19 protein-coding genes and 1 tRNA gene are annotated in these 22,263 nt (G+C 58.3%); 8 read left to right on the forward strand and 12 right to left on the reverse strand.

Annotated features, from left to right (window positions below):
* Positions 1 to 72 precede the first annotated feature (72 nt).
* Genes AC0V6Q_RS03540 through AC0V6Q_RS03555 form a run of 4 tightly spaced genes read left to right on the forward strand, consistent with a single transcriptional unit; the run spans position 73 to position 7,032 of the window.
* Positions 73 to 1,323 carry a putative DNA modification/repair radical SAM protein gene (locus AC0V6Q_RS03540; protein ID WP_486167042.1) on the forward strand — a complete coding sequence of 417 codons (1,251 nt, stop codon included), beginning with the start codon at positions 73 to 75 and terminating at the stop codon, positions 1,321 to 1,323.
* Positions 1,323 to 2,768, forward strand: coding sequence for a UdgX family uracil-DNA binding protein (locus tag AC0V6Q_RS03545; protein ID WP_486167043.1), 1,446 nt, complete (start codon positions 1,323 to 1,325; stop codon positions 2,766 to 2,768). Before AC0V6Q_RS03540 ends, AC0V6Q_RS03545 begins: the two co-directional genes overlap by 1 nt.
* A 1-nt stretch (position 2,769) precedes the next feature.
* Positions 2,770 to 6,279, forward strand: a complete 3,510-nt coding sequence (locus tag AC0V6Q_RS03550) for an error-prone DNA polymerase (protein WP_486167044.1) — start codon at positions 2,770 to 2,772, stop codon at positions 6,277 to 6,279.
* A gap of 9 nt (positions 6,280 to 6,288) precedes the next feature.
* Positions 6,289 to 7,032 (forward strand): extensin-like domain-containing protein, encoded by a 744-nt coding sequence (locus AC0V6Q_RS03555; protein WP_486167045.1) that lies wholly within the window; start codon positions 6,289 to 6,291, stop codon positions 7,030 to 7,032.
* Here AC0V6Q_RS03555 and phoB read toward each other — a convergent pair.
* The 10 genes from phoB to recJ all read right to left on the reverse strand — a co-directional run bounded on the left by phoB (position 7,029) and on the right by recJ (position 17,928).
* Entirely contained in the window at positions 7,029 to 7,718 is a 690-nt protein-coding gene (phoB, locus tag AC0V6Q_RS03560) for a phosphate regulon transcriptional regulator PhoB (protein ID WP_486167046.1), read from the reverse strand. The genes AC0V6Q_RS03555 and phoB overlap by 4 nt on opposite strands.
* A 44-nt stretch (positions 7,719 to 7,762) precedes the next feature.
* Positions 7,763 to 8,431, reverse strand: coding sequence for a phosphate signaling complex protein PhoU (phoU, locus tag AC0V6Q_RS03565; RefSeq protein WP_486167047.1), 669 nt, complete (start codon positions 8,429 to 8,431; stop codon positions 7,763 to 7,765).
* Complete coding sequence (gene pstB / locus AC0V6Q_RS03570; protein ID WP_486169241.1) at positions 8,431 to 9,177, reverse strand: phosphate ABC transporter ATP-binding protein PstB; 747 nt, start codon at positions 9,175 to 9,177, stop codon at positions 8,431 to 8,433. Before pstB ends, phoU begins: the two co-directional genes overlap by 1 nt.
* A gap of 38 nt (positions 9,178 to 9,215) precedes the next feature.
* Positions 9,216 to 10,493 carry a phosphate ABC transporter permease PstA gene (gene pstA / locus AC0V6Q_RS03575; RefSeq protein ID WP_486167048.1) on the reverse strand — a complete coding sequence of 426 codons (1,278 nt, stop codon included), beginning with the start codon at positions 10,491 to 10,493 and terminating at the stop codon, positions 9,216 to 9,218.
* Positions 10,486 to 11,862, reverse strand: coding sequence for a phosphate ABC transporter permease subunit PstC (gene pstC / locus AC0V6Q_RS03580; protein WP_486169242.1), 1,377 nt, complete (start codon positions 11,860 to 11,862; stop codon positions 10,486 to 10,488). Before pstC ends, pstA begins: the two co-directional genes overlap by 8 nt.
* A gap of 26 nt (positions 11,863 to 11,888) precedes the next feature.
* Complete coding sequence (locus AC0V6Q_RS03585; RefSeq protein WP_486167049.1) at positions 11,889 to 12,935, reverse strand: substrate-binding domain-containing protein; 1,047 nt, start codon at positions 12,933 to 12,935, stop codon at positions 11,889 to 11,891.
* 105 nt (positions 12,936 to 13,040) lie between these two features.
* Positions 13,041 to 14,435 carry an OprO/OprP family phosphate-selective porin gene (locus AC0V6Q_RS03590; protein WP_486167050.1) on the reverse strand — a complete coding sequence of 465 codons (1,395 nt, stop codon included), beginning with the start codon at positions 14,433 to 14,435 and terminating at the stop codon, positions 13,041 to 13,043.
* Positions 14,436 to 14,624: 189 nt separating this feature from the next.
* Positions 14,625 to 15,821 (reverse strand): sensor histidine kinase, encoded by a 1,197-nt coding sequence (locus AC0V6Q_RS03595; RefSeq protein WP_486167051.1) that lies wholly within the window; start codon positions 15,819 to 15,821, stop codon positions 14,625 to 14,627.
* A 107-nt stretch (positions 15,822 to 15,928) separates the two neighbouring features.
* Positions 15,929 to 16,003, reverse strand: a tRNA-Glu gene (locus AC0V6Q_RS03600).
* A 131-nt stretch (positions 16,004 to 16,134) separates the two neighbouring features.
* Complete coding sequence (gene recJ / locus AC0V6Q_RS03605; RefSeq protein WP_486167052.1) at positions 16,135 to 17,928, reverse strand: single-stranded-DNA-specific exonuclease RecJ; 1,794 nt, start codon at positions 17,926 to 17,928, stop codon at positions 16,135 to 16,137.
* Positions 17,929 to 18,009: 81 nt separating this feature from the next.
* Here recJ and AC0V6Q_RS03610 point away from each other — a divergent pair, with 81 nt between their 5' ends.
* The 4 genes from AC0V6Q_RS03610 (at position 18,010) to AC0V6Q_RS03625 (ending at position 20,087) form a co-directional block, all read left to right on the forward strand.
* Positions 18,010 to 18,492 carry a flavodoxin family protein gene (locus AC0V6Q_RS03610; RefSeq protein WP_486167053.1) on the forward strand — a complete coding sequence of 161 codons (483 nt, stop codon included), beginning with the start codon at positions 18,010 to 18,012 and terminating at the stop codon, positions 18,490 to 18,492.
* 344 nt (positions 18,493 to 18,836) lie between these two features.
* Complete coding sequence (locus AC0V6Q_RS03615) at positions 18,837 to 19,463, forward strand: hypothetical protein (protein WP_486167054.1); 627 nt, start codon at positions 18,837 to 18,839, stop codon at positions 19,461 to 19,463.
* Positions 19,460 to 19,588 carry a hypothetical protein gene (locus AC0V6Q_RS03620; protein ID WP_486169323.1) on the forward strand — a complete coding sequence of 43 codons (129 nt, stop codon included), beginning with the start codon at positions 19,460 to 19,462 and terminating at the stop codon, positions 19,586 to 19,588. The genes AC0V6Q_RS03615 and AC0V6Q_RS03620 overlap by 4 nt, the downstream gene beginning before the upstream one ends.
* A 31-nt stretch (positions 19,589 to 19,619) precedes the next feature.
* Positions 19,620 to 20,087, forward strand: coding sequence for an AHH domain-containing protein (locus tag AC0V6Q_RS03625; protein WP_486169243.1), 468 nt, complete (start codon positions 19,620 to 19,622; stop codon positions 20,085 to 20,087).
* Positions 20,088 to 20,099: 12 nt separating this feature from the next.
* Here the strand turns inward: AC0V6Q_RS03625 and AC0V6Q_RS03630 are convergent, their stop codons facing one another.
* Together AC0V6Q_RS03630 and AC0V6Q_RS03635 are read right to left on the reverse strand one after the other, a co-directional pair.
* On the reverse strand, positions 20,100 to 21,083 hold the full coding sequence (locus AC0V6Q_RS03630) for an NAD(P)H-dependent flavin oxidoreductase (RefSeq protein ID WP_486167055.1): 984 nt from the start codon (positions 21,081 to 21,083) through the stop codon (positions 20,100 to 20,102).
* 66 nt (positions 21,084 to 21,149) lie between these two features.
* Positions 21,150 to 22,196 carry an amidohydrolase family protein gene (locus tag AC0V6Q_RS03635; RefSeq protein WP_486167056.1) on the reverse strand — a complete coding sequence of 349 codons (1,047 nt, stop codon included), beginning with the start codon at positions 22,194 to 22,196 and terminating at the stop codon, positions 21,150 to 21,152.
* Positions 22,197 to 22,263: the final 67 nt, after the last annotated feature.

The raw sequence follows: 22,263 nt of genomic DNA on the forward strand, positions 1-22,263 counted from the left end.
CTACATCAGGGGGGAGGGGTGGTTGCACACTTTGCATTTGTTGGAATGAGGAAAAGAACATATACAGAACATATGATTCAAAGATCGCCTCAGAAATCCTTGCGCGAACGCCTCGAAATCCTCGCCGATGCGGCGAAATACGATGCCTCTTGCGCGTCGTCGGGGACGGCGAAGAAGAATTCGCTGGGCGGGAAAGGCGTGGGTTCGACCGAGGGGATGGGCATTTGCCATGCCTATGCGCCCGATGGCCGGTGTATCTCGCTGTTGAAGGTTTTGCTGACCAATCACTGCATCTTCGATTGTCACTACTGCATCAACCGGAAGAGCTCGAACACGCCGCGCGCGAAGTTCACGCCGCAGGAAGTCGCCGACCTCACGATCAATTTCTACAAGCGCAATTATATCGAGGGGCTGTTCCTCTCCTCCGGCATCATCAAAAGCTCCAATCACACGATGGAGCAGTTGATGGAGACAGCGCGCATCCTTCGTGAGGAATATGATTTTCGCGGCTATATTCATTTGAAAACCATTCCGGAGGCTGATCCTGAACTGATCGAGCAGGCGGGGCTTTATGCCGACCGTGTATCAATCAATGTGGAATTGCCGACGAAGGCAGGGCTGACGAAGCTTGCGCCCGATAAGGATGAGGCGGAGATTGAGGGCGCTCTGGCGAAGACCAAGAGCCGCATCATTCAGGCGAAGGACGAACGAAAGCGTTTTCGCCATGCACCGCGCTTTGCGCCCGCCGGCCAATCGACGCAGATGATTGTGGGCGCGGATGACGCCAATGATGCAGCCATTGTTGGGCGGGCGGCGGGTCTCTACGGCAATTTCGGCCTTCGCCGCGTCTATTACAGCGCTTTTTCACCGATCCCTGATGCGAGCGCGGTGCTGCCGTTAAAACGCCCTCCGCTGATGCGCGAGCACCGTTTGTATCAGTCGGATTGGCTTATTCGCTTTTATGGTTTTGGCGCAAATGACGTGGCTGATGCGACCGAGAAGGACGGGAACCTCCCGCTCGACATTGATCCCAAGCTTGCCTGGGCTTTGAAGTTTCGCGGGCAATTCCCGGTCGATGTGAATCGCGCGTCGAAAGAGCAGTTGCTGCGCGTACCGGGGCTGGGGACGACGGCGGTGGGGCGTATCCTCAAAGCGCGGCGTTACAGGCGTTTGCGGCTTGAGGATGTTGGCAGGCTCACCCAATCCATCGCCAAAGTGCGCCCCTTTCTGGTGGCGGCTGACTGGCGACCAACGCAGCTTACTGACCGGGGGGATTTGCGCTCAATGCTCGCGCCCAAGCAAGAGCAGTTGGAGCTGTTTTGATGACCGCCCTCCAGCACGTCTCCCTCGGTGCGCACTATGTCGTCCACCTGCCGCGCCCCGATGACTTCGCCTTCTGGCGCGAGCGTGCGCGGCAGCTGATCCAATGCGATGTGCCCCCTGACCGTGTGAGCTGGGCCGAGCCGGGGGGCACGGGCGACCTCTTCGCTTTTGAAGGGCCTTCTCGGGGTGAGAAACGCCTGCCTGTGCCCGATGCCGATGCGTGCGAAGTGCGCGCTTCCAAGCGTTTCATGCGTCTTGCCCGCAATGCCTCGGTCCACTCTGATCCTGAGCGCTTCAGCCTGCTCTATCGCGTGTTGTGGCGGCTCCAATCGCAGCCCGGTATGATGCAGGACAGCGCTGACACAGACGTGCGCCGGATCGAGGAACTCGACAAGGAAGTGCGCCGCGATGCTCATAAGATGCACGCCTTCGTCCGCTTCCGCGAGGTTACAAGTGAAGAGGGCGAGCACTACGTCGCCTGGTTTGAACCTGACCACCATATCGTGCGGCGCGAGGCGGGCTTTTTCATGCGCCGCTTTGCCAATATGAACTGGTCGATCCTGACCCCGCGCGGAAGCATCCATTGGGACGGCAAGACCATGCGCGAAGGCCCTCCGGCACGGCGCGAGGATGCGCCAGCGGGCGATCCGGTGGAGGCTCTATGGAAGTCCTATTACGCCTCAACCTTCAACCCGGCGCGGTTGAAAATCGGCGCGATGCTGTCGGAGATGCCGAAGAAATACTGGAAGAATATGCCCGAGGCAGAGCTTATCCCTGAGCTTATTGCAGGCGCTCAGGCGCGCGAGGCGGGCATGGTGGCGCAAGGGAGCCGCGAGGTGCGCGAAATGCCTTCAAGCCTGGAGGCGATTGCTGAGGGGATCAACGCCTGCCGCGATTGCCCTATAGCCGAATGCGGAACTCGCAGCGTTATGGGGGAAGGGGCTGTTGGCGCTCCCCTGATGATCGTAGGCGAACAGCCAGGCGATCAGGAGGATCTAGCAGGACGGCCTTTTGTTGGCCCCGCCGGACAGTTGCTCGACGTGTACCTCGCCAAGGCCGGGATTGACCGGGCGAGCGCTTATGTCACCAATGCGGTCAAGCACTTCAAGTTTGTGAGCCGCGGCAAACGCCGCATCCACCAGACCCCGCAAGCGAAAGAAATCGACACCTGCCGCTTCTGGCTTGAGGCAGAGCGCACAGTGGTGGCCCCGCGCGTGGTGCTGGCTCTTGGCGCAAGCGCTGCAAGAGCGATGCTTGGCCGCACGGTGAGCCTTGCTAAAGAACGCGGGGCGCCGGTGCCATTGGAGGATGGCAGCGAGCTGTGGATCACCGCGCACCCGTCCTATCTCCTGCGTCTCGATGGTGAGGCGAGGGCGGTACAAGAAGAGCTTTTCGCGCGAGACTTAGCGGCGGTGAGGGGGCGTTTGCTCGAGGTCACCTCGTGACATGCCCGAGGCCCCGCTCACCCCTGACAAACGCACGTTGGAGCTTGATCCCGACCTGATCGACCCGCCGCAACCTGCGCCCTTTGTGGAGCTGGGGCTGGTGAGCTGTTTCTCTTTCCTTCGCGGCGCGTCTGATGCGGTGGACCTTGCGATGACTGCGCGGATGCTCGGCTATGACGCGTTGGGGCTGGCCGATGCGAACAGCTTTGCAGGCGTGGTGCGGCTCCATACCGAGGCCAAGACCCTCAAGCTGCGCCCGGTTATCGGCACCCGCATCGAAACGGTCGAGGGGCTCGCCTTCCTCGCCTACCCGAAGGACCGCAAAGCCTATGGCCGCCTCTCGCGCCTGATCAGCCAGGGGCGGATGCAAACACTCACCGGCGAATGGCAGGAAAAGGGCGTGTGCGAGATCAGCTTGGCGATGCTGGCTGAACACAGCGAGGGTGTGCAGCTGATCCTTATTCCGCCGGGTGATTTGGGTGCAGAGTTCACCATAGAGGTCGAGAGCAATGTGGTGCCGCTTCGACCCGATGGTGAAGAGGTCGGAAGGATGCCGCTCACCGCGCCTTTCCCCAAACTGCTCCCCTATCTGACCGAGCAACTCCCGACCTTGCGCCACCTTGCGGCAAGCTATCTCTACCGCGGCGATGATGTCGCACGGATTGACCAGTTGGATAGGCTCGCCCGCGAGAACGACCTCACACTCCTCGCCACCAATGATGTCCACTACCACGCGCCCTCGCGCCGCCCTTTGCAGGATGTCATGACGGCGATTGCGCACAAGACCACCGTGGCAGAGGCAGGCCATCTGCTCCACGCCAATGCCGAGCGGCACCTGAAATCGCCCGAGCAGATGCTGCGCCTGTTCGACCGCTGGCCCCATGCGATCAAGGCCGCGCGCGCAGTCGCGGACAATTGCGACTTTTCGCTCGACGAACTCGCTTACGAATACCCCGAGGAAATCTACCCTGACGGCATGGCGCCGCAGGAATATCTCGAGGTGGAAACATGGGCGGGCGCCGAGCGACGCTATCCGGAAGGCGTGCCTGACAGCGTCCACGACACGCTCGAACGCGAGCTCGCGCTCATCGCCAAGCTCGATCTTGCGCGCTACTTCCTCACCATCAAGGACATCGTCGATTTCGCCCGCAGCGTCGACCCGCCGATCCTGTGTCAGGGCAGGGGCTCTGCTGCGAACTCTGCTGTGTGCTATTGTCTCGAAATCACCAGCGTGGACCCCGCCAAGCACCAGCTGCTCTTCGACCGTTTCATCTCCGAAGAGCGCAAGGAGCCGCCCGATATCGACGTCGACTTCGAGCATGAGCGGCGCGAGGAGGTGATCCAGTATATCTACAAGAAATACGGCCGCGCGCGCGCTGGGCTGACGGCAACGGTCATCCACTACCGCCCGCGCATGGCGATCCGCGAAGTGGGTAAGGCGATGGGATTGTCCGAGGATGTGACTTCGCGCCTTGCCAAAAGCGTCTGGGGATCATGGGGCCGCGAGATAAGCGAGAAACACGCAGGCGAAAGCGGTCTGGATGTGACCGACCCGCATTTGAAACGCGTGCTGGCGCTGACCGAGCAGATGATCGGAATGCCGCGCCATCTCAGCCAGCACGTGGGCGGGTTTATCCTCACGGACGGGCCGCTGACCGAGACCGTGCCGATCGGCAATGGCGCTATGCCCGAGCGCAGTTTCATCGAGTGGGACAAGGACGATATCGAGGCGCTGGGTATCCTCAAAGTCGATGTGCTGGCTCTGGGGATGCTGACCTGCATCAAGAAATGCCTCGACTTGCTTGAAGCGCACCATGACCGCACTTTGACGCTTGCGAGCGTCCCGCGCGAGGACCCGGAAACCTATGCGATGCTGCGAAAGGGGGATTCGCTGGGTGTTTTCCAAGTCGAAAGCCGCGCGCAGATGAACATGCTCCCACGCCTTCGCCCGCGCGAGTTTTATGATCTTGTCATTCAGGTCGCGATTGTTCGTCCCGGACCGATCCAAGGCGATATGGTGCACCCTTACCTCAAACGCCGGCGCGGGGCCGAGCAAGTGGTGATCCCCAAGCCATCGCCTGCCCACGGTCCCCCCGATGAACTCTCCAGCATTCTAGAGCGCACTTTGGGTGTGCCCATTTTCCAGGAGCAAGCGATGAAGATCGCTCTGGATGCGGCCAAATTCTCTTCGCTTGAAGCCAATCGTTTGCGCAAAGCCATGGCGACTTTCCGGTCGCGCGGGATGGTTGATGAGCTGCAAGACATGATGGTCGGGCGCATGGTGAAGCGCGGCTATGACCCCGAATTTGCAGAGCGGTGTTTCAACCAGATCAGGGGCTTTGGCGAATACGGCTTTCCCGAGAGCCACGCGGCAAGCTTCGCGCATCTGGTCTATGTTTCAAGCTGGCTCAAATGCCACTTCCCGGCGGCGTTTGCGGCGGCACTTTTGAACTCACAACCCATGGGGTTCTATGCGCCTGCACAGATCGTGCGCGATGCAAGGGAGCATGGGGTCGAAGTGCTGCCAGCGGATGTGAATTGCAGTCAGTGGGACTGCACTTTGGAGGAGATTGCCGAGGCGAGGGATGCGCAAACCCGGCGTTTGGACCGCCACATCGCCCTTCGCTTGGGGCTCCGCCAGATTGACGGCTTGCACGAACATGTGGCCGCGCAATTGGTCGCAGAGCGCGCGGAGAACGGCGCTTATCGCGACGTGGCTGAACTGCGTGAGCGGGCAGGGTTGTCTCCTGCGCATATCGAGCGGCTTGCGAGCGCCGATGCCTTCACCTCGCTGAACCTTTCCCGCCGTCAGGCCTTGTGGGATGCGCGGAGCCTTATTGCAGGGCCCGACCTGCCGCTGTTCCGTGCGGCTGAGACCCGAGATGAGGGAGCGGAAGCCTCGCCCACCAAGCTACCGAGAATGCCGCTTTCAGAGGAGGTGGTGAACGACTACCAGACCACGCGGCTGAGCCTTAAAGCGCACCCCATGGCCTTCCTGCGCCCGCGCCTGGCTGAACGCGGGTTTGTGCGCGCTTCAGACCTTCGAGGTCGCAAGTACCGCTCGATGGTCCAGGTCGCAGGCGTTGTCCTCATCCGTCAGCGACCCGGCTCTGCCAAGGGTGTGTGCTTTATCACGCTGGAGGATGAGACGGGCGTTGTGAACCTCGTCGTGTGGCCTGACCTTAAGGAAAAACAGCGTCAGGTTGTGATGGGCGCGCGGCTTATGGAGGTGCGGGGCCGCGTCGAATATGATGACGAGGTGATCCACGTGATCGCGCAAAACATGGTCGATGCGAGCGATCAGCTTTATGCGCTTTCCGATGATATGCTTGATGCGCCTTTAGCCCGCGCAGACCATGTGAATACGCCCCTTCAGGGTCGCAAATCACCAGTTGAAAAAGACGCGGTACATCCACGCGACATCATCGACCAGCTACCCGAGGTGCCACCAATTTCTGGCGGCCACCCACGCAACCACCGGATTATTCCGAAATCGCGCGATTTTCACTAGAGCGAGCACATGGCACAAAAACCCCGTTCAAGACCAAGACGCCGCAAAAAGGGGCAGGGCAAGCGCGGCGTGATAAGCCTTCTCTTGCTCTCTATCGCTGTCTTCGCCGGGTTTGCAGGCTGGAACTGGCTTCACCGGCATCCTCAGCATAACCCTTTTGCACCGCTCGATTTGCGCGATCCGGTTGGTCTTGCCACAGCCACAAAGCTTGTCGCACTTCGTGATGATATCTCCGCCTGCCGCGCCGTACTCGACCGTAGCGAGGTCGCCTATTCCACCATGCCTGCTGAAGGCGAAGGGCCATGCGCGCGGCCCGACAGGACACAGCTTTCCGGTTTTCCATTGAGGCCAAGCGTGCCTGCGACGACTTGTCCGGTGGCCGCCGCATTGGAGCTTTGGCGCATAAAAAGCGTTGCCCCTGCCGCGCGCGAAATTCTGGGCAGCGAGCTTTCCCATTTCGAGCATATGGGCGTCTACAATTGCCGCCGGATGCGCGGCGGAAGCTCCAATGCGTGGAGCCAGCATGCCACCGGAAACGCCATTGATATCAGCGCCGTAGTGCTGGAAGATGGTCGCCGGATCAGCCTGATTGATGATTGGGATGGAGACCCTGCCAAGGCAAACTTCCTGCGCCAGATCCGCGATGACGCCTGCGATGTTTTCGCTGTGGTCCTGTCACCGGACTATAACGCAGCCCATGCCGATCACTTCCACCTCGATCAGGGCGGAAACTGGGGCGGAGCCTGTCGTTAAACGGCCTCTAATGCGTAGCCCGCCGAACGCACTGTGCGGATCGGACCTTTGACGCCATCGATTTCAATCGCCTGGCGCAATCGGCGGATGTGCACATCCACGGTTCGCAGTTCGATATCGCTGCCATTACCCCAAACGCCGTCAAGCAATTGCCCACGGCTAAACACGCGGCCCGGGCTTTCCATAAAGAATTTCAGGAGCCGGTATTCGGTTGGTCCCAGTTGGAGCGATTCTCCGCGGCGTTGCACCTTATGGGCGACCGGATCGAGCGTAATGTCGCCCACCTCAATGGTTTCACCAGCAAGTGCAGGCCGGATGCGGCGCATGACCGCGGCCACTCTGGCGAGAAGCTCGCGCGGAGAGAAAGGTTTCGTCAGATAGTCGTCCGCGCCCATTTCCAACCCGCGCACCCGATCATCTTCGGTCTCGCGCGCGGTCAGCATGATGATGGGCACATGCGCGGTTTCCTTGTGGCGGCGCAATTGGCGGCATACTTCGATCCCGCTGGTGCCTTCGATCATCCAATCAAGGATGACAAGATCGGGCACATCTTCGCGCGCAAGGATGAGAGCATCATCTCCGTCCTTCGTCGCGCGAACGTCATAGCCTTCGTTCTGGAAGCGATATTCCAGCAATTCGGAAAGGGCAGGGTCGTCTTCAACTAGGAGCAATTTGGCAGCGTGCATGAGCTTGGCCTCCTGAAAAATTCGATCCCAAAAAAACGCGTGGCCTAGCGGTCATCCTCCGGGGGATAAGCACCGGTTGCAGCGAAATGGACCATCTCGGCGACATTGGTGGCATGGTCGCCGATCCGTTCAAGATTACGAGCGACGAACAACAACTGTGCCGCGCTCGAAATGGTCGCAGGGTTCTCGACCATATAGCTGACAAGGTTGCGGAAAATGCTGTTGTAGAAAGCATCGACCTTATTGTCTGTGGCGATCACCTCGCGCGCCAGATCAGGGTCGCGTGCGGCATAGGCGGTGAGCACATCGTGCACCATCTCTGCTGCCACTTCGCCCATGGCTGGAAGAAGGGTCAAAGGTTCAAAGCGGTCTTTGCCCTCAACACTTCCAACGCGTTTCGCGATGTTTTTGGAATAGTCGCCGATGCGTTCAACCACGCCTGCGATTTTCAGGGCCGCGATCACTTCGCGAAGGTCATCGGCCATCGGTGCGCGAAGGGCAATGACGCGGATCGCAAGCTTATCGACCTGCATCTCCAGCTCGTCGAGCTTCTTGTCGCCATCGACGACTTTCTGCGCGCGCTCGGTGTCTCCGGTGACGAGGGAAGCCAGAGCCTCTTCGATTGCCACTTCGGCAAGTCCGCCCATCTCTCCGATGAGGCCGCGAAGCCGGGTGATGTCCTCGTCAAACGCCTTTACTGTATGGTCGTTCATTATCCGTACCGCCCGGTGATATAGTCTTTAGTGCGTTGCTCGATGGGATTGGTGAAGATATCGGAAGTGCGTCCGTATTCCACAATCTCGCCAAGGTGGAAGAATGCCGTACGATCCGAAACACGCGCGGCTTGCTGCATGGAGTGGGTGACGATCACGATAGCATAACGGCTTGAAAGCTCGGCAATCAGCTCTTCGATCCTGGCCGTGGCAATCGGGTCAAGCGCAGAGCAGGGCTCGTCCATCAGGATGACTTCGGGATCAACCGCGATTGCGCGCGCAATACAAAGACGCTGTTGCTGACCGCCGGATAGGGCTGTGCCCGGATCGTTCAGGCGATCCTTGACCTCATCCCACAAGCCGGCGCGTTGAAGCGAGCTTTCGACGATCCCGTCAAGATCGCCCTTCTGCTCAAAAATGCCGTGGATGCGCGGGCCATAGGCGATATTGTCATAAATCGACTTGGGGAAGGGGTTGGGCTTCTGGAACACCATCCCCACCCGTGCGCGCAATTGCACCACATCCATCGCCGAGGAATAGATATTCTCCCCGTCCAGCTCGATCTGGCCTTCAACCCGCGCGGAAGGGATCGTGTCATTCATGCGGTTCAATGCGCGCAGGAATGTCGATTTGCCACAGCCTGACGGACCGATGAAAGCGGTCACATATTTGGCCGGAATGCCGATTGAGACATCTTTGATTGCCTGCTTTTCGCCATAATAGACCGAGACGCCTTCAGCGCTCATCTTTGGTTCGACGACTTCTAGGTTGGGATGGATTACTGTCACCAGGATTTCTCGAACTTGTTGCGAAGATAAATGGCGAGGCCATTCATCATAAGGAGGACGATAAGCAGGACGATAATAGCCGCACTCGTCCTTTCGACAAAGCCGCGGTCAATTTCATCGGACCACAGGAAGATTTGAACCGGCAAAACGGTGGCCGCAGAGGTGAAGCCTTCGGGCGGCGATGCGACGAAGGCGCGAAGGCCGATCAGGATCAAAGGAGCCGTCTCACCCAAAGCACGCGCCATGCCGATGATCGTGCCGGTCAGCATTCCGGGAAGGGCCAATGGCAGGACGTGGTGGAACACGACCTGTACCGGCGATGCGCCCACCGCAAGCGCGCCATCGCGGATCGAAGGCGGCACAGCCTTGATCGCGTTGCGACTGGAAATGACAATCACCGGCATCGTCATCAAGGCAAGGGTGATACCGGCGATGACCGGGGTCGAACGCAAGGTCGGGAAGGCCGTCATCAGGAAAAACAGACCCAACAGACCGAAGATGATGGATGGGACCGCCGCGAGATTGTTGATCGAAACCTCGAGAAAATCGGTCCAGCGGTTTTTGGGCGCATATTCCTCAAGGTAGAGCGCAGCCATGATCCCGATCGGGAAGGCCAGCACAAAGGTCACCAGCATGGTCAGCACAGACCCTTTGAGCGCGCCCCATATCCCTGCAAGCTGCGGATCGGTTGCATCGGACCTTTCGAGAAAGCCGAAGTCGAAATTCTTGTCGAGCAAGCCTCTTGCCGAAAGGTCGCTCGCAAGCTCTTGCATCGCCGGTGAGCCTTCGCCGGAATAGCCGGCGGAAAGGTCAGCCGAGGCGGGAAGTTCAAGCACTTCCTTGCGCGTCAAAATGGACGGGTTGGCATGGATCATCGAAGCCACTTCGCGCCAGGCTTCGCCGTTAAGCTCTTCGGCCGCTTCATTCCCAAGGTTCGCCTGAGCCGCGCCGTACACAACAGAGCGAAGGCCCTGGTTATCAAGGCTACGCATGGTTTCAGCCGGTGTCGCACCTTGTTCTGGCGCGGTAAGGCCGCTTTGCACAAAGTCGATTTCGACCGACAATTCAGCGCGCTGAAAACCTCCAAGGCCATTGAACGCCATGTTCGCTAGAAGCACGATCAGCACGATTACCGAGAAGGAAATCGCAGCAAGACCGAGCATCTTGAAGCGACGCTCTTGGGCGTAACGAACTTTCAAGCGCTGCTCGAACCGCTTGGTATCGTGAGCGTTTACAGGCGCGCTGTCGGCGGTGGGGGCGAGAGTATCACTCATAAGCTTCGCGATACCTTTTAACGACGCTCAAGGCGACGAAGTTGAGGGCCAAGGTCACAAGGAACAGGATAAAGCCAAGCGCAAAAGCACTGAGCGTTGCAGGGTGATCAAAGCTGCCTTCACCGGTGAGCATCGCGACAATTTGCACCGTGACAGTGGTCATGGAATCGAGCGGGTTGGCAGACAGATTTGCAGCGGTGGAAGCCGCCATCACCACGATCATCGTTTCACCGATCGCGCGGCTGATCGCGAGCATGACCCCGCCTACAATTCCGGGAAGGGCGGCGGGCACCAAAACCTGCTTGATGGTTTCGGAAGTGGTCGCGCCCATGGCAAGACTGCCATCGCGCATCGCCTGGGGCACAGCAGCGATACTGTCGTCGGCCATGGAAGAAACGAACGGGATGATCATCACGCCCATCACAAGCCCTGCGGCAAGCGCGCTTTCCGATGAAGCGTTTGCGATCCCGACCGACATCGCCAGATCGCGGATCATAGGCGCAACAGTCAGAGCTGCGAAATAGCCGTAAACAACCGTTGGAACGCCAGCGAGAATCTCCAGCGCGGGCTTTGCCCATGCGCGGAAACGGGGGTGGGCGTATTGGGTGAGGTAAATCGCGCTCATCATGCCGATAGGAATGGCAACGATCATCGCGATCACCGCGCCGATCAAAAGCGTGCCCCAGAACAGCGGGATGGCGCCATAACGTGTGGGGTCGGGATTGTCGGGGTTCGCCATCGGGTCAGGCGACCAGAATGTGCCGAACAGAAAGTCTATCGGCGACACCATTTCAAAGAACCGGAAGGTTTCAAAGATAAGGCTCGCCAGAATACCGAAGGTGCTGAACACGGCGACAAGAGAGGCAAGGATCAGGAGGGCCATAATGACCCGCTCGACCCGCGTACGCGCGCCAAATTCCGGCTTCACCCGCAGGTAGGACCAGGCACCCGCCGCCCCAGCAATAATCACGGTCAGAGCAATCCCGATCCAACGATACTGCGACAGCGCATCGCTAAACGGTGCAACCATAGGAAGGGCATCGGGATTTGTGGTCGAGGCAAGCGCACCGGACGCGACCGCGCGCGCTTCTCTAAGCGCGTCGAGCCGGGCGCTTTCCATCGCTGGCAAGCCGTCCGCAGCCGGGCTTGCGAGGACAGACTGGATCACGAGATTTGGTGAAATCGCGTTCCAGACAAGAACGAAGATGATGGTTGGTACGAAGATCCAGAGACCCACGTACCAACCATGATAGTTGGGTAGGCTCGCCAGCCTGCTTCCCGAGTTTGCACGCAGCGCCCATGCGCGGCTGCGTGCAGATAGCCACCCGGCAAGGGCAAGGCCCAGAACCAAGAGAAAGGAAGCAGCCAGCGTCGTATCCTAACTTACAAAGTGCCTTACTTAAGTTCCGACCCGTCGATGGTCGTGTACTCGGTAGCAGCCGACAGATTCGCGGCCATCACGTCGTCTGGCGAGGCCACTAGACCAATGCCAGCCAGAGGGCCACCGCGTTCCCACATTTTTGTCCACTCTGTCAGATATTCAGCAAGGCCATTGACCTGGCCAATGTGAGCTTTCTTGACATAGACATAAAGCGGACGAGCACCAGGGTATTGAAAACCAGCGATATTTTCATAGGTCGGATCAACACCGTTCATAGGAAGACCTTGAACTTTGTCGGCATTTTCTTCGAGATATGAGTAGCCGAAAACGCCCACTGCATTCTCGTTGCCTTCGATCTTTTGAACGATGAGGTTATCCTGCTCGCCCTGATCGACATACAGGCCATCGGCGCGCACTTCGGTGCAGACCTGGTCGTATTTGTCTTCATCAGCTTCTTTGAGCGCTTCCATCTCAGGATTGCTCTCACAACCCACTTCAAGGATCAGCTCTTTAAGAGCGTCGCGTGTGCCCGATGTGGTTGGCGGACCGTAAACGAGGATGGGGAGGGCAGGGAGCGATGGGTCTACATCGGCCCATGTCTTCGTGGTCTGCTCACCGCCGTAAGGAGCCGCTGCCAGCGCTTCGTAAACGATCTTTGGCGTGAGGTTCAGCTCGATACCGCCTTGCGCAGAAGCAAATGCGATACCGTCAAGGCCGACCTGCATTTCGATGACTTCAGCAACGCCGTTCTCCTGGCAATCGGCAAATTCCGATGCTTTCATGCGGCGCGATGCGTTGGTGGCCGATGGGGTGTCGAGGCCTTCGCCTGAGCAAAACAATTTCATGCCGCCGCCGGTGCCGGTCGATTCGATGACTACAGCAGGCAGTTCCGGATTTGAACGGGCCAGCGATTCGGAAACGGCTTTGGCAAATGGAAAGACAGTGGAGGAGCCAACCGAGCGGATAGTGTCGCGGCTTTCAACAGTGCCCAGATCGTCGCCACACGCAGTGAGCGCGAGAGCCGATGCAGCCAACAGAATGGCGGATTTTGCGAGTTTCATAATGGTATTCCCCTTATAGGCTTGGGAGGTTCAATAGGGATTGATGTTTCAGATTAGAGACAAGACGGTCACAAATCCGCAAGACATGTGACCCGACGTGTCCAGTTAGAAGTCCATTTGCGCACGCGCGCCAAAGACATGCACGTTGTAGGACGTGTCTCCGGTGTCGGTCGGGAATGCTGAATTGCCATAGGACAAAAGCCCGTAATTCAGCAAAATGCGCGTGTAGTCTGTGAAGGTCCAGATAAGCGAGGCCTGCAAGCTGTCTTGCGTACCGCCGATCACACCTTGCGAATTCAGGTCGAGATAGTCGTAACGAAGGTTCACCTGAACCGCGCCCGTGCCACCTTCGCCAACCGGATTGACCGGCTTGACCCGATCAAATTCGCCAAGCTTGTATCCGCGCGTATCGCCTTTGGTCAGGAAATAGCCGACTTCGGCCGAGGCCCCGAGGAAGTTCGGACTTGCGAGGGCTCCCGGGCGGTTGACCCGTTGATTGTACCCTTCAAGCGATACGTGGAAAGGACCGGCAATCGCTGCCGCTTCAAGACCGATACCGAGCTCGCTAGTCGCCGAGAAACGGCCTGTGTCGATGAAACGGTTGTCGGTGAAGTGGACCAGCGGGCGTTGGCGGTAACGAAGTTCTGTGCCTTCACCTAGCTTGTTGTAGTGAACCGATCCACCAAAGTGCAGCTGTGTCGAACCTGACTTCGGGGCATAGACAACCCGGCTGTCAAAGCTGGTGTTGTCATTGGGCAGGTCTTCGCTGTTGTCGCTAAAGACGCCGCCCTGGATCATGAAGTCGCCGGTTTTGTAGGCCGCCGATGCACCCACGCGGCGTTCCAGCGGGAACACATCAGTCCATGCCGAGCGTTCGATAAAGGATGTGTGCAGACTGCTCGAAATTTCTTCGAGACCCCAGAACGGGTTGAACTGGCCAGCCTGAAGCGTGAGGCCTCCGTCCGTGTAACTGATAATCGCGTCGGTCAAACCAACCGTATTCTCGGCAAAGTCGACCTCGATCTTATAGCCGAAACCGCCCGGGACCTTGCCCGATGCGCCAAGACGGATACGGCGCGCTTCCGCGTCAAAGCCGCTATCTGCGCCAGTGGAGCTGGGTGCGCTTACGAACCCTGCGTCAATATTAAGACGACCGCGGGGTTTGAAGGTAAAGCCGTTGCCGTCTTTAACCTCGGGCGCAGCCTTGAAATTGACTGATGGTACCGAGTTGGCAGCAAGGGTCGCCTCTTCGGCGGCCCGTGATGCCGACTGGGCAACCTGTCCAGCTTCTTGCGCTGAATTCTGCGCGATCTGCGCGTTTTGTGCGTTCTGGGCGATGCTGGTCTCAAGCTCCTGGATACGCTCGGCCAGGCGGATGAGCTCTGCGCGAAGCGATTCGATCTCGTCTTCGCTTGATTGAGTATCCTGCGCCATCGCTTGGCTAGACACAGAGCAACTCAAAAACGCTGCTAGAATAGCGACTTTCTTTGTAGTTTTCATTATTTCCCGTCCCTCTTGGTCCAGCCGGAGGTATCGTCTGGACGAGGCGCGGATATGACCATTATGTGACGTGAAAATGACTTTAGTGTTTCAGAAAAATGACAATGGTGGATAACCGGGATCCGTCTGCGGTTTGGATAGCTGCACAATAACGGGGCCCGTTTCGGTGTAGCGCGTGCCTCTTGGTGTCTATTGCGAGACTTGCGCCGCTTCTTCGGCGATCGGGAATCTCACGATAACCTTGGTCCCGACCCCTTCCTGGCTTTCGATATCAAGTCGTCCGCGGTGGCGCTCGACAATGTGTTTCACAATTGCAAGGCCCAGGCCGGTTCCCCCTGAGGCGCGGCTTCGGCCCGGATCAGTCCGGTAAAACCGGCGTGTAAGATGCGGCACATGTTCAGACGGAATACCATCGCCTTGATCGCTGACCGTAATGCGGGCCTCGCCAAGCCGCGAATGGTCCAGCCGGATGCGCACCGGCGTATCGGGGGCACCATATTTGAGCGCATTGTCGATCAGATTGCGGATCACCTGCTCGATCTGCTGCTCGTCTCCTTGGACAAGCGGGGTCTCGGTAAGCTGGAATTCCAGCCTCTCCAACCGTTCCGGACCCGCTGCATCATTCCCCGCCCGCTTTACGGTCTTCGCAAGGTCGAGGGTCTTTTGCGGAACGTCGTGCTTTTCTGCCTCAACCCGCGAGAGGCTCATCAAGTCGCTGATGAGGCTTTGCATCCGGCTTGCCTCGCGCTGGATTGTTTTGAGGAATTTCTGCGAGGTGGGGGTGTCAAAGTCAGCGCCGCTCTCGCTCAAGGTTTCGACATAACCAAGAATAGAGGCAAGCGGCGTGCGCAGTTCGTGGCTGGCATTGGCAACAAAATCGGTGTGAGCGCGGCTGATATCGGCCTCTGCGCTAAGGTTGATGAGCTCAAGCACAGCGAGTTCATCGTCAATTGACTGGCGATTGATGCGCCAGATGTCCTGCCTTCGGACAAGGCCGCGGACAATCGCCTGACCGCCTGGTTCTTTATCCAACAAAGCAATCGCTGCGGGTTGACGGAAAACGAGGCGCGCATCCTGTCCCACGATATGCGAGCCCAGCAATTTGCGCGAGGCACGGTTGGCAATCGCAATTGTGTTCTTCTCTGTCACGAGAACCGGCGTCGAGGAGTTCTCCAGCAGCTCGCGCATTGACGAAAGGCTAAGCGATTTCTTCGCCTTCTTGACGCGGGATTCAGGAGGTGTGCTGGTGACAAGGAAAAGAGAACCGATCCAAAGACCTAGCACTGCGATACTGAGCACCGGGTCGAGGCCGAAAAGCAGCATGGCCCCGCTCGTGATGACTGCGAGCCAGATGCCAGTATGCGGGATTGCACGACGGTCCTCCATAGCGACAGCCTCTAGTGGCTGAGCGCCGTGCGTCAAATGTCTATTTTCGAAGTGTCATCGGTTTGTCAAAAACCGCTTCGCAATACCCTGCCAAAGGCGAGGGGAGGTGGTGACCCGTACGGGAATCGAACCCGTGTTTCAGCCGTGAAAGGGCCGCGTCCTAACCGCTAGACGAACGGGCCACGCTCGTTTGCGGAAGCGCGCATCTACGAGGGCTCTTGGTATGGGTCAAGCCCTCATCTTGCGAAGTTTGGAGAAAAATTGCGCAATGCTGTGTGGAACTGCGAATTTCGCCCTGATTTCCGCTCGATCTTCAGTCCGCAAATGCCGCATCTTCGAGGTGAAGCTCTGCCGCGGGGCGCGGGCCCCAGTCGTCGATCTTTACCCGGCCTGCCAGATGGAATCGGCGAGACTTGCTGCGATGGAGCAGGGTTTGCGCCATTTCTGTCTCGGCCGCGCGAAAGGCAATCGCCTTGAAGCTCTTCCCATCCGCGCCCGCTGCGATGATGCGCAAGTGGTCTTTGCCAACGATATCGGCCTTTATGATGTGGACAGGGCCAACCGCCACACGCGGGGCAGGCCAACCAACACCATACGGCCCCGCCTGTTCCAGCGTTGTCACCAGTTCCGGCGTCAATCCTCCGGGTGAAAGGGACAGGTCAAGCTGCATGGACTGCGAAAGGCGCGCTCGTTCGACATCGCGGGCGAGGCGAGTGTCCAGAAATTCGCTGAACCCTGCAAGCTTGCCTGATTCGATAGTAAGCCCTGCGGCCATCGCGTGGCCTCCGCCTGCGACCAACAATCCTTGCTCGCGTGCAGCGATAATGGCAGCGCCAAGATCAACCCCGCTGATGGAACGGCCGGACCCTTTGCCAGTGCCAGCGCCTTCTTCACCATCCAGAGCAATGACGATGGAAGGTTTGCCGGTCTTCTCTTTGATTCGCCCGGCAACAATTCCGATCACGCCCGGGTGCCAACCGCTCCCCGAAAGGACCTGCACAGCCATATTGTGCTGGCCCTCCAACTGGGCTTCGGCGGCTTCTTGCACCTCAGCCTCGATTGCGCGGCGCTCTTCGTTAAGTGCCGAAAGCTGCTCTGCGATCTCACGCGCTTCCTCGGGATCGCTTGTCGTGAGGAGCCTTACGCCAAGGGTCGATTCGCCGATCCTGCCGCCTGCGTTGATCCGCGGACCCAAGGCAAAGCCAAGGTCAGAGGCAATCGGCGCGCGTTTTAACCGGCTTGCATCCAGCAGCGCGGCCATTCCGATGCGATCTCTGCGGGCAAGCACTTTGAGCCCCTGCGCGACAAATGCGCGGTTTAGGCCATGCAAGGCCGCGACATCGGCCACCGTGCCAAGAGCAACGAGGTCCAGAAGTCCCATCAGATCGGGCTCTTTGCGCTCCTCGAAATAGCCTTTTGAACGAAGGGTTCGCACCAGTGCGATTGCCAAAAGGAAGGCGACGCCAACCGCTGCCAAATGCCCGTGCGATGCGGCAAGGTCGCTTTCATCAAGGCGGTTCGGGTTCACGAGAGCAGCGGTAGGGGGCAGATCGCTCGCGCATTTGTGGTGATCGACCACAATCACATCGACGCCCGCGTCACGCGCCATGGTCAGCGCCTCATGAGCCATCGCCCCGCAATCGACGGTTACAATAAGGCTTGAACCATCCTCGGCCAGTCGAACAAGGGCTTCTCCGCTTGGCCCATAGCCTTCGAGCAAGCGATCAGGGATGTAATAGCCCGCCTCAACGCCAAGCCCTGCCAAAAGATCGATCAGCAAAGCCGCGCTGGTCGCGCCGTCCACGTCATAGTCGCCATAGACGGTGATCTGCTCGCCTTTGAGCACAGCTTCGGCAATGCGCTCGGCCGCTTTGTCCATGTCGCGAAACTCGGACGGGTTAGGCAAAAACTCGCGCATCGTGGGGGAGGCGTGCTTTGCGATCTCATCGCGGGCCACCCCGCGCGATAGTAGCAATTGCTCGAAAATGTCGCTGCTGAGGCCAAAGGTTTCCTCGCCGCAATCCATTGTGCCGCCGCGCCAACGCCACTCTTTCCCGCCAAGCGATTGCGAGACACCCAGGACATTTGAAAGTGATCGTGTTGCCATTCACCGCATTTAACCCATCCATGGACAGGACAACAGGCGCAAAGGATTGACAATCGACAGTCTGCTGGGATTGGGTGGGTTATGGGCGAGGATAGGACGCTTCTAATAATCTGGCACAGCCGCACGGGGGCAAGCGAGCAGATGGCGAAAGCTGCTGCATGCCACGCCAACTCGTGCCTGATCCGTGCACGTGATGTGACGGCGCAGGATATTCTTGATGCTTCTGCCTATCTCTTTGTCTGCCCCGAAAACCTCGCCTCGATGAGCGGCGAGATGAAAGAGATGTTCGATTGCCACTACTATGCGGTGCTCGGGAAGATTGAGGGTCGGCCCTATGCCACGATCATTGCGGCGGGTTCTGACGGGCAGGGCGCTCAGCGGCAAATCGAACGGATCGCGACCGGATGGCGGTTAAGACGCGTTGCCGATCCGATGGTTGTCAACTTCGATGCTCAAAAGGCAGAAGAGATTTGGGCTCACAAAACTGTCCCGCCGCAAGTCGAGAAGCAATGCAGTGACTTGGGACTGTCAATTTCGGAAGGCATCTCTTTGGGTGTATTCTAAGTTACTAAGAAGAGGTGCGAAAATGGGGAATACCGACGCAAGAGAACGAGTTAGGGCAAAAGGACGGTTTGCCTTTCTTGTGTTTCTGAGAGATAATGTAAAATGCGTTCAAGGCGCCCGCTGGACATCCAACCAAGGGGGGACTTGCTATCTCTGATCATGGTTTTCCGGGCCCCCGGGGGCTCTTTCTTTTGTTTTCCAGCGGCCAGCGGCCAGATCGCCGCGCTGTAAAAGAATTCGCAGCGTGTCACCCGAATGTGTCAATCAGCCATGATCCTGTTGGCGAAGCTCCACTGCATCTCGTCACTTCCGATGGCGAAGACACAGACCAGGCCGGAGAGACGATGGCCAATGTCCGGCATGACAGGGTTTGGGTCGAATTCGTCCGGGATGGTCTAACATTCGATCTTGCAGGCCTTGCACCGGGACAATCTTCGGATTTTCCACAAGTTTTGCATCGCTTCGATCTCCCACAATTGCCCGCGCCGGGCGATTTTGAAGTGCTCCATCTGACGCCCGGCCATCACCTTACAGGTGGTGAGCAGATGATGCCGATTGCAAAAAGCCTGTTGGGAATGGCCCGTGATCTGGTTGATCATTTTGATGAACTGGCCTGCGTGGTTTGGCCACCGGCAGGCAGCGCAATCGGGCACCAGTTTTTTGAATCCGTTATTACCGCTTGGCTTGAGGGCGGGCCGTTTCCTGCCCTTGGCTTGACGGCATTTCGCGAGACGGTTGATGGAGCATTGCAGAGCGAAGGGCTGGATTTCTGGATTGGCCAGGAAGTGCGGATCGAACCACCGCTTGCGGAGGACAAGATTGCTGCCACCCGTCTTGGTGTACGCCTCATAAACCAAATGGTATTGGTTGGAGGTGTAGAAACCAGCGAGCGAGTGGTGGCTCCTGACGGCACAAGATTGCTGATGCGGCCTTCTCGCAACGGAAAATTTGTACGAGTATGGCGAGAATGATCGCCACTGACGACGAGGGATCGGTTGTCTGGGATGAATGCGCAAGGGATTGCGCGCAAAAGACATGGGGTGCGACCGCAAGCAACCGGCCTGAATTCGAATGGGCCGAGCGCAAGCGCCCTTAGCGCTACCCGGGTTACGATCTCGTTCCAGTCCATAAATCGTCGTGGGACGCCACACTATAGACCCGGACTTCAACGCCACCACCTCTTGCCCAAGCAGTTGCTCAACAAGCGCTATTTCAGCCGCATGTTCGAGAGCATCGGGCGGGTGCGGATCGGCTTTGACGACTTCCGTTTTAACGGATTGCTCTTACCGGCCACAGAGGATGCCTCGGTGCAAACCGGCCTACCGCTCCATCGCGGGCCGCACCCTGTTTACAATGAACTTGTGATCGAGCGTATCGGCTCGATTGAAACGCGCTGGGAGCTTGTGAAGCGCAAGGATCCGGAGACTGCGCGCGTGGAGGCCCTTGACCGGATGCGCCTGCTGCAAAGAGCGCTGCGCATCCGATTGATAAATGAAGACAAAGGGTTCGTGTTAAATCGCAAGGACCCGCTAGGAACAGGGTTCAACTTTGATACTCTGGACGCAATGGCCGAGAAGATATGGTCCTCGACCTAGCTTCATGAGGTCCTAACTCCAGGAAGTGTAGTCGGAAACCTCGAGCATTCGCGACTTGGCAGCGTGATATTCGCTCTCGAAACGGGCGACCATGTCTTCGACCGTGCCAACCGACTTGATCGCGCCAATCCCTTGGCCAGAACCCCAGATGTCTTTCCACGCCTTGGCTTTGGTGTTGCCGCCAGAGCCGAAGTTCATCTTGGATGGATCGCTTGTCGGAAGGTCGTCGGGGTCAAGCCCAGCGTTTTCGATGGACGAGCGCAGGTAGTTGCCATGCACGCCGGTGAAGAGGTTGGAATAGACGATGCCCTCTGCCGAACCCTCGACAATGCCTTGCTTGTAGCCCTGGTCAGCGTTCGCTTCTTCCGTGGCGATAAATGCGCTTCCGGCATATCCGAAGTCTGCGCCGACCGCTTGCGCTGCGAGGATGGATGCACCGTGACCGATAGAACCGGAAAGCGCGATAAGACCATCAAACCATTCACGAATTTCGCGAACAAGGGCAAAGGGTGATTGCGTGCCTGCGTGACCGCCGGCTCCTGCTGCCACCGGGATAAGGCCGTCTGCGCCTTTCTCGATGGCCTTTTTGGCGAAGCGGTTGTTGATGACGTCATGCATTGTGATGCCGCCCCAATTGCGCACTGCGTCGAAAATCTCGGTGCGCGCGCCAAGCGAGGTGATAACCATCGGAACTTGCCATTTTTCGCACGTCGCCATGTCCTGCATCACCCGGTCATTCGACTTGTGAACGATCTGGTTGACGGCAAATGGCGCGGCGGGACGGTCCGGGTTTTCGCGGTTGTGCTTGGCCAGCTCTTCCGTGATCTGGTGCAGCCATTCGTCCAGCAGGCTTTGCGGGCGCGCATTGAGCGCAGGGAAGCTTCCGATGATCCCGGCCTTACACTGTGCAATCACCAGCTCCGGGCCGGAAACAATGAACAGCGGTGAACCGATCAGCGGCAAACGCAGACGGTCAAACGGGGCGGGAAGGGCCATCAAATTCTCTCCTGAATCACAATTTGCGCCTGAGTTAGGTTGCAAATCGCAATCCGACAAGCATTCTCAGGCAAGCAGGTCCTCTAACCCATAGAAACCCTTCGCGTTCCCGGCATAGAGCGCGGCTTTCTCATCATCACTGGCATCAGCCGTAATGCGCTTGAATGTGTTCCACAGCACCGAATAGCTCGCGCCCCAGCGATCCACCGGATAATTGCTTTCAAACATGGCGCGGTTTGTGCCGAACGCCTCAATGCAGGTTTCGATGTAGGGCTTCCAAAGAGGGGCGAGCTTTTCAGAAGGCCAGCCCGCGGCAGGGCCCTCTGGTGGCAAATCGCAATTGTGCATCGCAAGCCCGCCAAGTTTCACCATCACATTCTCGCACTTGCCCAGCTCCATGATCGCCTCGCGCCAGATGGGAAAGCGCTCTTCAAGCTTGCCGGAATAGCTCGCATTGCCAAGCGGTGTGCCGCAGTGGTCAAGGCAGATCGGCGTATCGGGAAAGGCGCGGGCGAGGTCGATAACGTCGCCGATTTGCGGCTCCAATATCCATGCATCAAAGGTCATGCCGCGCTTGCCTAATTCAGCGAACCCGTCGCGGAATGTCGCATCCCGGTAAAGCTCTGGCGGCGCGTGGAAGGGAGGGCCCAGAACCTCCGGGTCGGCGTCCCAAGCACCCTGATGGCGGATACCTTTGAAGCGGGAAGGGGCCGCGGCCTTCAAAGCGTCGAGCACTTCGCCCACCCTTTCGCCCAGCATCAAATCCGCATGGCCTACAATGCCCGCACACAGCCGCGCATTGCCGTAAAGGCCGCTTGCGCTTTGTGCCGCAACGCCGTTCACATATTCAACCTCGCCAACAGGTTTGAGCGCGTCGCCATAGGCCCCGTTGTAAAACGCGCCGCACTCCATGAAGACTGTGCCGATGACATTGTGACCGCTGCCGGCAACCTCTGCATTGAATTGGTCGAAAGTATAATGCGCGACCGGAACAAGCGTTTCGATAAAGCGATGGTGAGGCTCGGGAAACATCGGCATCATCGGGCGCAGGTCCCACAGGTGATGATGCGGGTCGATGATCGGAAGGTCAGCTTCCAGAATTGCTTCGGTCATATGCGGTCTTTTCCCTCTCACGTGTAATTTTCTGCGTTAGTCTTAGGGGTAAAATATGAGGTTGCAA

Source organism: Erythrobacter sp. S227 (assembly GCF_057364925.1).